Source organism: Halomonas sp., assembly GCF_033549285.1.
Taxonomy (GTDB): domain Bacteria; phylum Pseudomonadota; class Gammaproteobacteria; order Pseudomonadales; family Halomonadaceae; genus Halomonas.
Genome location: NZ_JAWSUJ010000084.1, coordinates 8,663 through 18,810 on the forward strand (window position 1 = coordinate 8,663; position 10,148 = coordinate 18,810).

The 10,148-nt window shown below is 70.4% G+C and carries 12 protein-coding genes; 11 read left to right on the forward strand and 1 reads right to left on the reverse strand.

Annotation, left to right across the window (positions count from 1 at the left end; all coding sequences use genetic code 11):
* The 11 genes from SCI24_RS16205 to SCI24_RS16255 all read left to right on the forward strand — a co-directional run.
* On the forward strand, positions 1-276 hold a 276-nt coding region (locus tag SCI24_RS16205), incomplete at its 5' end, for a type II secretion system protein N (RefSeq protein ID WP_318726362.1).
* A gap of 5 nt (positions 277-281) precedes the next feature.
* Positions 282-2,252, forward strand: a complete 1,971-nt coding sequence (gene gspD, locus SCI24_RS16210; protein ID WP_318726363.1) for a type II secretion system secretin GspD — start codon at positions 282-284, stop codon at positions 2,250-2,252.
* A complete protein-coding gene (locus SCI24_RS16215; protein ID WP_318726364.1) occupies positions 2,249-3,754 on the forward strand; it encodes a GspE/PulE family protein in 1,506 nt (501 codons plus the stop codon). Before gspD ends, SCI24_RS16215 begins: the two co-directional genes overlap by 4 nt.
* Before the next feature lie 68 nt (positions 3,755-3,822).
* Positions 3,823-5,025 (forward strand): type II secretion system inner membrane protein GspF, encoded by a 1,203-nt coding sequence (gspF, locus tag SCI24_RS16220; RefSeq protein ID WP_318726365.1) that lies wholly within the window; start codon positions 3,823-3,825, stop codon positions 5,023-5,025.
* A gap of 17 nt (positions 5,026-5,042) precedes the next feature.
* On the forward strand, positions 5,043-5,486 hold the full coding sequence (gspG, locus tag SCI24_RS16225; protein WP_318726366.1) for a type II secretion system major pseudopilin GspG: 444 nt from the start codon (positions 5,043-5,045) through the stop codon (positions 5,484-5,486).
* On the forward strand, positions 5,483-5,947 hold the full coding sequence (locus SCI24_RS16230; protein ID WP_318726367.1) for a prepilin-type N-terminal cleavage/methylation domain-containing protein: 465 nt from the start codon (positions 5,483-5,485) through the stop codon (positions 5,945-5,947). Before gspG ends, SCI24_RS16230 begins: the two co-directional genes overlap by 4 nt.
* Positions 5,944-6,312 carry a prepilin-type N-terminal cleavage/methylation domain-containing protein gene (locus SCI24_RS16235; RefSeq protein WP_318726368.1) on the forward strand — a complete coding sequence of 123 codons (369 nt, stop codon included), beginning with the start codon at positions 5,944-5,946 and terminating at the stop codon, positions 6,310-6,312. The genes SCI24_RS16230 and SCI24_RS16235 overlap by 4 nt, the downstream gene beginning before the upstream one ends.
* Positions 6,312-6,905, forward strand: a complete 594-nt coding sequence (locus tag SCI24_RS16240; RefSeq protein ID WP_318726369.1) for a type II secretion system protein J — start codon at positions 6,312-6,314, stop codon at positions 6,903-6,905. The genes SCI24_RS16235 and SCI24_RS16240 overlap by 1 nt, the downstream gene beginning before the upstream one ends.
* Complete coding sequence (gene gspK, locus SCI24_RS16245) at positions 6,902-7,885, forward strand: type II secretion system minor pseudopilin GspK (protein ID WP_318726370.1); 984 nt, start codon at positions 6,902-6,904, stop codon at positions 7,883-7,885. The genes SCI24_RS16240 and gspK overlap by 4 nt, the downstream gene beginning before the upstream one ends.
* Positions 7,882-8,988, forward strand: a complete 1,107-nt coding sequence (locus tag SCI24_RS16250; RefSeq protein ID WP_318726371.1) for a type II secretion system protein GspL — start codon at positions 7,882-7,884, stop codon at positions 8,986-8,988. Before gspK ends, SCI24_RS16250 begins: the two co-directional genes overlap by 4 nt.
* Entirely contained in the window at positions 8,985-9,380 is a 396-nt protein-coding gene (locus SCI24_RS16255) for a hypothetical protein (RefSeq protein ID WP_318726372.1), read from the forward strand. The genes SCI24_RS16250 and SCI24_RS16255 overlap by 4 nt, the downstream gene beginning before the upstream one ends.
* A gap of 9 nt (positions 9,381-9,389) precedes the next feature.
* On the opposite strand, the gene SCI24_RS16260 is transcribed toward SCI24_RS16255, so the two are convergent.
* Complete coding sequence (locus SCI24_RS16260; protein WP_318726373.1) at positions 9,390-9,902, reverse strand: DUF3087 family protein; 513 nt, start codon at positions 9,900-9,902, stop codon at positions 9,390-9,392.
* Between the last annotated feature and the right edge of the window lie 246 nt (positions 9,903-10,148).

Genomic DNA, 10,148 nt, shown 5'->3' on the forward strand with positions numbered 1-10,148 from the left:
AAGCCCCCATCCGCCACCCCGCCTCCCCCCCGGGAGACGCCCCGCCTGCCGCTCGCCATTGTCGGTAGCCTGCGCCACCCCGAGGCCAGCCACACCATCCTGGTCCTCGAAACGCCCGAGGGACAGCGGGTCGTGGGCGAAGGTGACAGGGTCGTCGACGGCGTCACGCTGGAGGCCATCACTGCCGATGGTGCGATCCTGGACCACCAGGGGCGAAAAGAGCGGCTGCCCTGGCCTGAAGCTCCGCCCCCTCCCCTGATGTTCGACACGGAGTGACTCCCATGACGCCTCGCCCACTGGTCGCCGCCCTCTTCCTGCTGGCCCTCTCCTCGCTTTCCGCCGCCCAGGTGCCGGATACCCCGCCCGAGGAGGAGCGTTACCGGGTCGAGTTCCGGGACACCAGCATCCGCGAGTTCATTGCCAGCATCTCGCGGCTGACGGGCCGCCCCTTCGTCGTGGACCCTCGCGTTCAAGGCACCATCACCCTGACCAGCCAGGACGCCCTGACCCGCGCTGAGCTCTACCGCCTCTTCCAGAGCGAACTGCAGGTAAACGGCTATGCCGCCGTGGAACTGCCCGATGGCCAGGTCAGGATCGTGCCGGACGAGCTGGCCAGGACGCAGCCGATTCCCACCGGGACAGGCGACCGGCAAGGGGGCGGCGTGGCCACCCGGATCATCGAGACGCGCCACCTCGATGCCACGGTACTGGCCTCCATCCTCGAGCCCCTGGTGGACGCCCGGACCGGCACCATCACCACCAACCCCTCGGGCCGACAGGTGGTCATTACCGACTGGCAGGACAATCTGGACCGGCTGGACCGGCTGGCCCGGCTGCTCGACGAGCGCCAGGAGAGCCAGGCCGAGGTCATTCCCGTCGCGCATACCCGTCCCGACGAGCTGGCAGAGACCCTGGACGGCCTCCTGGGAGAGGGCGAGGGGCGCGGGCCCCGGATCATCGCGGCGCCACGTGCCGATGCCCTGCTGGTACTCGGCAGCCCGGCGCAGCGCCAGCGGGTCCGCGAACTGGTGGCCGGCCTGGACACCGCGGTCGAGCGCCACGTGAGGACCCGCGTCGTCTACCTCAACCATGCCGCCGCCGAGGATGTGCTGAAGGTCCTGGAGGAGCTCAACACCAGTGCGCTCTCCAAGGTGAGCGAGGACGGTCAGGGTGTGGAGCTTCCCGCACCCGGAGGCAGCGTTGGGACCGCCTTCGCGATGCACCCCTCCACCAATGCCCTGGTACTGACCGGCCCCCCTGACAGGCTGGAGGCCTACCTGAGCATCATCGAGCAGCTCGACATTCGACGCGCCCAGGTCGCGGTAGAAGCGATCATCGCCGAGATCACCGAGTCCCGGGCCCGCCAGCTCGGCATGCAGTGGCTCTTCGCCGACACCGGCTCGGGCAGCACCGTCCCGGTCGCCGGCGTCAACTTCGCCACCTCGGGGTCGACGGGCATCACCGCACTGGCTACGGCCGCCGCCACCGAGGACACCTCCGCACTCGGCAACCTGCTGGGCAGCCTCAACGGCATCACGACGGGATTCGGTCGCCTGGACAGCAGCGGCATCAGCTTCGCCGCCCTGCTCAGGGCCCTGCGCAGCGATGCCGACACCAACCTGCTCTCCACCCCGTCGCTGATGACCCTGGACAACGCCGAGGCCTACATCCTGGTGGGCCAGGAAGTGCCTTTCATCACCGGCTCCACCACCGTCGACAATGCCAACCCCTTCCAGACGATCCAGCGCGAGGACGTCGGCATCAAGTTGCGCATCCGCCCCCAGATCAGCGCCGACAACACCATCCGCCTGGCCATTGCCCAGGAGGTCTCCTCGGTGGACAGCAACGTCAATGCCAGCGATGTGGTGACCAACAAGCGGGAGATCGAGACCGCCGTCAGCACCCGTGACGGCGGCATCGTGGTGCTGGGAGGGCTGATCAGCAACCAGAGCAGCAGCACGCGCCAGCAGGTCCCCCTGCTGGGCAGAATCCCGCTGGTCGGCAACCTCTTCCGCTACTCCGACACCAGCCGCGAGAAGCAGAACCTGATGGTCTTCATCCGCGCCCGGGTCATCCGCGACGACCGTGCCCTGGATGCCGGGACGGCCAGGAAGTACCGCCACATGCGCGCCCAGCAGCTGCTCAGGGACCTCGAGGAGGATCAGGTCCTGCCGCCACTGGAGAGCCAGCTCGTGAGCCTCGATGCCCTCTACCCGTCGGGCCGGAAGCGCCTGGGGGAGCTCCTCCCATGACCCTGCCGGAAGGCGACGGGAGCGCCCATCGTCCCGCCGGGGAGCGCCCGCTGCTGCCCTACCGACTGTCGCGACGCAGCGGGGTGGCCCTCGACTGGCAGGAGGCCGGCTACCGCCTGTTCTGCCGCGAGGATGCATGCCTGGAAACCCTCCAGGAGGCCCAGCGACAGCATGGTCAGCCGCTCGCCTGCGAGTGGCTGGGGCCGGAGGCCTTCGAGGCGAGACTGGGCGAACTGCACGATGCCGGCCGGGACACCACCGAGAGCCTGATGGAGGGGCTCGCCGAGGAGGTGGACCTCGAAAGCCTGCTGCACGAGCTGCCCCGCACCGAGGACCTGCTCGACAGCGAGAGCGAGGCACCGGTCATCCGCCTGATCAACGGCATCTTCTCGGAGGCGCTGCGCCTCGGTGCCTCGGACATCCACGTGGAGCCCTTCGAGAAGGCACTGAGCGTTCGCCTGCGGGTGGATGGTGCCCTGCGGATGGCGCTGCGTCCCCCCCGGGTGCTGGCGCCCATGCTGATCTCGCGCATCAAGGTGATGGCACAGTTGGACATCGCCGAGAAGCGCCAGCCCCAGGACGGCCGCATCAGCGTGCGACTGGGGGGCCGAGGCGTCGACATTCGCGTCTCCACCCTGCCCGGGATCCATGGCGAGCGGGTGGTGATGCGCCTGCTCGACAAGCAGGCCGCCCTCCTCGACCTGGAGACTCTCGGCATGCCGCCGGCCGTGCTGGGCAGTTTCCGCCGCCTGCTCGCCCGACCCAACGGGATCCTGCTCAATACCGGTCCGACCGGCTCCGGCAAGACCACCACGCTCTATGCCAGCCTGGCCCATCTCAACGACAGCCGCCGCAGCATCCTCACCGTGGAGGACCCGGTCGAGTACGCCCTGCCCGGAATCGGCCAGACGCCAGTGAACCCCCAGGCCGGCCTGACCTTCGCCCACGGCCTGAGAGCCATCCTCCGGCAGGATCCCGACGTCATCATGATCGGCGAGATCCGCGACCTGGAGACCGCCACCATCGCCGTCCAGGCCAGCCTCACCGGCCACCTGGTGCTTTCGACCCTGCATACCAACAGTGCGCTGGGGGCGATCACCCGGCTCCGGGACATGGGGATCGAGCCCTACCTGCTGGCCAGCAGCCTGAAGGGGGTGATGGCACAGCGCCTGGTGCGACGGCTGTGCCCCGACTGCCGGCGCTGGCGCCCTCCCACGAGCGTCGCGGCGGAGAGCATCACCGGCCTGGACACGCTGACGCGTGTGGCCGAGGCCGTCGGTTGCGAAGCCTGTGAAGGCGCCGGCTACCGTGGCCGCGTGGGCATCTACGAGTTCATCGACATCGACGAGGCCCTGGCCGGCATGATCCATGACCGGGCCACCGAAGCCGAGATGGCACACCACGCCTTCCGTCGTCGGAGCTCCCTCGCCTCCGCCGCGCTGGAGCGCCTGGCCAACGGAGACACCAGCTCCGACGAGATCCTGCGCGCCATCCACCCGTAGCCCGACAACAAACTGCAACACCCGGCGGAGAGAATGGTTCCGCAGGATGACGGAGACCCGCAGAGACCATGCCTACCTACCGCTACCTGGCCCTCAAGCCCGACGGGTCACGCCTGCGCAACGTGCTGCAGGCCGACAGCGAACGGCATGCCCGGCAGCTGCTGCGTGACCAGGGGCTGTTTCCGCGCCGGCTGGTGGCCGTGGGACAACGTCCGCGGTTTCGGCGCCACCGGGCCCTCGACGCCGAGACGCTGGCCATGCTGACTCGCCAGCTCGCCACCCTGGTCGATGCCGGCATCGCCATCGGCGACGCACTGGAGGCCCTGGTGCAGCAGAGCGAGGAGCCGAAGGCGCGCGGAGTGCTGCTGGATGTCCTGCGCCGGGTCCGCGAGGGGCACGCCCTGGCCGACAGCCTCGCCGCCCACCCCGGCACCTTCGACGACCTCTATCGCAGCCTGGTCGCCGCCGGCGAGCGGTCGGGACGCCTGGCGGGAATCCTCGAACAGCTGGCGGACCACCTGGAGCGAGTGCAGCAGCAGCGCTCCCGGGCCCGCACCGCGCTGATCTATCCCAGCGTGCTGATCCTGGTCTCGATCCTGGTGGTGACGGGCCTGATGGTCCATGTGGTACCGCGCCTGGCCGAGCAGTTCGAGCACTCCAACATGACCCTGCCCCCCCTGACCCGGGGCCTGATCGCCCTCTCCGACCTGCTGCAGGCCACGGCTGGCTGGCTGGCCGCGGCCCTGGTGGTGGCGGGCCTGCTGGCACAGCGCCTGCTGCGCCGACCGGCCACTCGGCGCCGATGGCATGCCCTGATACTGCGCCTGCCGCGCATCGGCGAGCTCCTCTCGCTGCTGGATACGGCCCGCCTGACCCGCACCCTGGCGATCCTGACCGGCAGCGGCATCCCCCTTCTGGATGCCCTGAGGGTCAGTCGCAACACCCTGGGCAACCAGGTATTGCGCGAGGCGGTGGACACCATCGTCGCCGACGTGTCCGGCGGCGTCAGCCTGCAGCGTGCCATGGCCCGCACCGGCCGCTTCTCCCCCACCCTGCTGCACATGATCGCCAGCGGCGAGGCGAGCGGTCGTCTCGAACGCATGCTCGAGCGCATCGCCATCTCGCGGGAGATCACCTTCAACCGCCGAATCGATGCCGCCCTGGGGCTCTTCGAGCCCGTGCTGATCCTGGTGATGGGCGGCGTGGTCCTGGTCATCGTGCTGGCCATCCTGCTGCCGATCATGAGCCTCAACGGCTCGCTTTCCCCCTGACCCCCGGAGACACCCCGATGAACGCCCGTCATCCCACGCCCCTGCGCCAGTCCGGCTTCACCCTGCTGGAGATCATGGTGGTGATCTTCATCATCGGCCTGCTGGTGGCCATCGTCGCCCCCAACGTCCTCAGCAACCAGGATGACGCCATGCGCCAGAAGGCGCGTGCCGACATCGCCACCCTCGAGCAGGCCCTCGACATGTATCGGCTGGACAACCTGCGCTACCCGAGCGACGACCAGGGCCTGGGGGCCCTGGTCACGCGGCCTTCGCAGCCCCCCCAGCCGGACAACTACCGGCAGGGCGGCTATGTCCGCCGGCTCCCCACCGACCCCTGGGGCAATGCCTATCACTACCGGCAGCCGGGCGAGCATGCCGACATCGATATCTACACCCTGGGTGCCGACGCGCGACCCGGCGGGGAGGGACTGGATGCCGATATCGGCAACTGGATGCTGTGAAGGCGCGCTCCCCGCAGCCGTCGGGCGGCTTCTCGCTGCTGGAGCTGATGGTAGTCCTGGCCGTGATGGGGGTGGTGGCGTCCCTCGGCGTGGCCATGATGGACCGTGCCCAGCGCCAGCCGCTGGAGGCCGCGCGGGAGCTGTTGCAACGGGACCTGGCGGAGGCCGGCGACCAGGCGGTGCAGCGCCAGGGGCTCATCGGCTGGCAGCCCGGGGAGGCCGGCTACCGCTTCCTCGCCTGGCATCCCGCCGAGGGAGGCCAGTGGCGGCCGCTGGCGTCCCGACGGCTCGCCGGGCGCGACTGGCCAGAGGGGCTGACGGCTACGCGCCGCGAACCGGCACGCGAATCCCCCGAGACCCCCTGGGTAGTCTGGTGGCCCGATGGGGAGGTCGTCGGCACGACGCTGGTGCTGCACCACGCCGGCCGGCGCCTCGAGCTGGCCGTGGGCGACACCCGATGAGCCGCAGGCCCTCTCCAGGCGGGGAGAGAGGCTTCACGCTGCTCGAGGTGATGGTGGCGCTGTTCATCCTTGCCCTGCTGACCGCCGGCGTCAGCCAGGCGCTGCAGCAGCAGAGCCGCATCGCGCTGGCCGAGCGGGAGCGCCTCCCCCTGCTGCTGTGCGCGCGGTCCCTGGCCGGTGAGTTCGCCACGACACGCTTCTGGCCCGAGCCGGGGGAGCACCGGGGCGAATCACCGCTCGGCTGCCACTGGCACCTCCGGGTGGAAGAGACCGGCATTCCGGCACTGCGCCGGGGGCGGCTGAGCGTTTCCCGCCAAGCGGCGTCGCCTCCCCCCCTCACCTTCACGCTCTTCCTGGCTCCATGATGATGCCGCGCGAACGGGGATTCACCCTGCTGGAAGTGCTGGTGGCCCTGGGGCTCACGGCGCTGATCGGCGTCACCGTGGCCACCCTGGTCTCGGGCCTGGTCAGCGCCCGGGAGCGCCTGGCTACGCCGCCAGCGGTGCGTCAGCACCTGCACGTCGCCCAACTGCTTGAGCGACGGCTGGAGAGCCTGGTGGTGCGCCCCCTTCACGAGGGAGGCCAGCCTCACCTGAACCGCCCCCTGGACGTCCGGGCCGATGGGGAACGACTCGAGTGGGTCGCCGCCAGCGGCTGGCCACTGCCCCTGGGGGATCATTACACCCGGCTGCGGCGCCAGCGCCTGGAGTGGCGACCCGAGATCGGGGAGCTGCGCCTGCTCTCCAGCGGCGAGCTCGACGCCACGGGCCGGCCGGCCTGGCACGCCTCGGCGCGCCTCGAGGGGCTCGAGCGACTGGAGATCGCCTTCCACGACGGGCAGCAGTGGCGGGCCACCCCCACCGCGGACGGCCGGGCACGCGCGGTGCGCCTCGACTGGTGGCAGGCGGGGCAGCGCCATGGCGTGGTGGTGCCGCTGCCCGTCCTGGAGGCCCCATGAAACGAGAAGGCGGCGTCGCCCTGCTCATGGTGCTGCTGTGCCTGGCCCTGGTCGCCTTCCTGATGACCCAGTTCACCGAGCAGGGGCATCGCGACCTCCAGCGCCTCGCCCGCCTGCAGGCCGAGACCCAGGCGCGCTTCCATGCGCAGGGGGCCGAACTGCTGGCCGAGCGGATGCTCACCGATCCCGCCGGACGGCACTCCGCCCAGTGGTGGCGCTGGCTGGCCGGTGAGCCGAGACGCCTGCCCACGGACGAGGGGGTGGTGATGCTGCGCCTCGAGGACGGGCGTACCTGCTTCAACCTCAACGTCCTGGCGCAGGAGGACACGGGACTGGCCGAGCGGCAGCTCCACCGGCTGCTGACGCTCGAGAATGCACCGGAAAGCCCGGAGCGCCTGGTGGCACGCCTGGCGGACTGGATCGACGCCGATTCCCGGCCGCGGCCGGGGAGCCTCGACGGCGTCGACTATGCCCGCAGCGTTCCCCCGCGCACCTCGGCCGACATGCCCCTTGCCGATATCAGCGAGATCAACTGGGTGGAGCCTCTGGACCCGTCCCGTGCCCTGCGTCACCCATCGCTCTGCGCCCTTCCCGAGCGCGGTCCCTGGCGCCTCAACCTGAACACCCTGGCGGCCGACCAGTTGCCCCTGCTCGATGCGCTCTTCGAGGGCCGACAGTCCCGTGACAGCCTCGCGCAGCTGATCGCTGCCCGCCCTGCGGCGGGGTTCACGGGACTCGACGACCTGCAGGACAGACTGGGTGGCCAGGCCGAGTGGGTCCGGGAGCTGGGAGACCGACTCACGCTCTCCCCCGACTATGTGAGACTGCACATCGAGATCGAGGTGAGCGGTCACCGGTTCCACTTCACCCGGCTGCTCCAGGCCGAGGGCGTCAGCAACTGGACCCCCTCGGTATCGGCCGCCCGCGTTCGCGTCCTGGCCCGTGGCAGCCTCCCCCTCTTCCAGGAGCTTTCTCCATGACTCTCCTCCTGACACGCCGCCGACCGGGCCTGCGGGTGCTGATTCAGGCCGCCGGGCGCGAGCCGACACCCGATGCGTTCCTCGCCTGGGGCCTGGTGGCCACCGATGGTCCCTCCGGTGCTCCTCCTCTGGAAGAGGGGTATCTGGCCGGCGATACCCCCGACACACGGCTCGTCACCCTGTGCCGCGAGCATCCCGCGGTGCTGCTGCTGCCGCCGGATGCCGTGAGCCATTTCTGTCCCGCCCACCCAAGGGGGCTGAAGCGCAGCGAGTGGCCCCTGCTGATCGAGGACCGGGTCGCCACGGAGGTGTCGGAACTCGCCCTGTTCGCCCTGGCAGAGCGGCCGGAGCGCCTGGAACTGGTGGCGGTGGAGCGCCGTGTGCTGCAGGCCTGGCAGGCCTGGTTCACCGAACGCGGTCTGGCGGTTCCCTTCTGGGCCAGTGGCTTCATGGGGATGCCCGCACCCGACGCCCCCGACCAGCTCCGGGTGCTGGCCGGCGAGTCGCACTGGATGATCCGGTCACAGGACCCCGAGGCAACGGAGGTCGTGCACTGGCTGACCTGGCCCAGGGAGTGGCGCGACATGCTGCCGCCCGACCTGCGTGAACGTCGCTGGCAGCCCGTCGAAGGCGCGGAGCTCGACGCGCCTCTCGCCCCGGGCCAGCGGCTCGCCCTCTTCGGGCGTCACCTCCCCGCCCGTCTGCCCGCGATGCCGGACGGCGGAGCGGCTCGCCGAAGGCCTGGACGCCTGGTGCTGACCCTGACCGTCCTGCTGCTGGCCCACGGCGCCCTTGGCGCCTGGTCGGTCGTCCAGCCCCGCCCGACCGCCGGAGAGACGGACCGGCTGCTGCTGCGCAATGCCCGTCTGGAGGGCGTGCTGGCGCGACTGGATGGTGCCCTCGATGAGGCCACGCCGACCCTGGTGCGCTTCGCCGTCACGGGCCAGCACCTGACTCTCGCCTGGCCGCTGGAGGGGCAGCACGACCCGACCCTGCTGGAGCAGCGCCTGGGGGGACTGGGACGGGTGTCGCGAGATGCCGGTGACCTGATCCTGGAGGTCACCTTCGAGGGGGCCGCCTCGACAACGCGAGACACGCCATGAATCCGTTGAGGAGACTGAAAGCGGGATGGCGGCAACGCCCCGCCGGGGAACGCTATCGGCTGCTGGCAGGCAGCCTGGTGAGCCTGACCATGATCGCCTATCTGGCAATGGAGCAGGCTCCCTGGCGGCTGGCGGATCGCGTGGATGAGCCGACACCGATCGCCTCGCCGACGGCCTGGACGTCGGCGGCCGAACGGCTGGGCATCCGGGAGGCCCGGGTCGAGACCGCAGGCGCCGACCTGCGCCTGGATGGCTGGCTGGAGACGCCGGAGGCCTTCACGGCCTTCGCCGACTGGGCCGTCAGGCAGGGCTGGTGGGCGCTGGAGTGGTCACTGATCCGTCAGGACGAGAGGCTGATGCTGGAGGCCCGCTTCGTGCGCGCCGCCCCTTGACGCCTCCCGTCAGCCCTTGCGGAACGCATCGAGGTCGTGGGGGTCGAGCCCGGCCACGCGCTCGGGCAGGCCGCGCTCGCGACGGGCGGCACGCACCACCTCGCGCTCGGCGAGCAGTTCGGCATCGTCATCCAGGGTACGACCGTTGAGCTCGGCGAGCTGGGCCATGCCCTGGTGATAGAAGGCGAGCACCGCCAGCGCGGTGTCGTTGCCCTCCGCCATGCCGCGGCGCAGCGCCGGCAGGTAGCCGCTGACCCGGGAGAGCTGGTGCTTGAGCTGCCAGACATAGCGCACCTCGGCCATCCACGGGCGCTCGCGCAGTACCGCGAACACCAGGCTGGTCGCGACCAGCCCCAGCAGCACGCCCAACACGTTGAGCCAGAAGCCGCCATCGAAGGCGGCCTGCAGCAGCTGGACGAACACCAGCCCGAAGACGACCAGCTGGCCGGCCATGGCCAGGCTGATGAAACGGCCCTTGCGGCGGTAGGTCTCGGGGTCGTGCTCCTCGAACTGGAACGGCATGGGGAACTCCGGGTAGCGAATCGGCAATCGACGGCATTATCCCGACATCGTTATCGACGGTACAGCGAAAGCCGTCACCAATATCGCTCGAGGCTGATCCGGCGGAAGGCCTGCGAGGAGGCGCTGTGAACCCCTCCCTGGGCGCTACCGACGCCCTGCGGCGCTCTCGCGTCCCGCTCCGCTTGCAGGGCCGGTGCTGGCCATCCATGGCCAGCCCGTTCGGAGCAATGCTCCTCACCCCTGGCG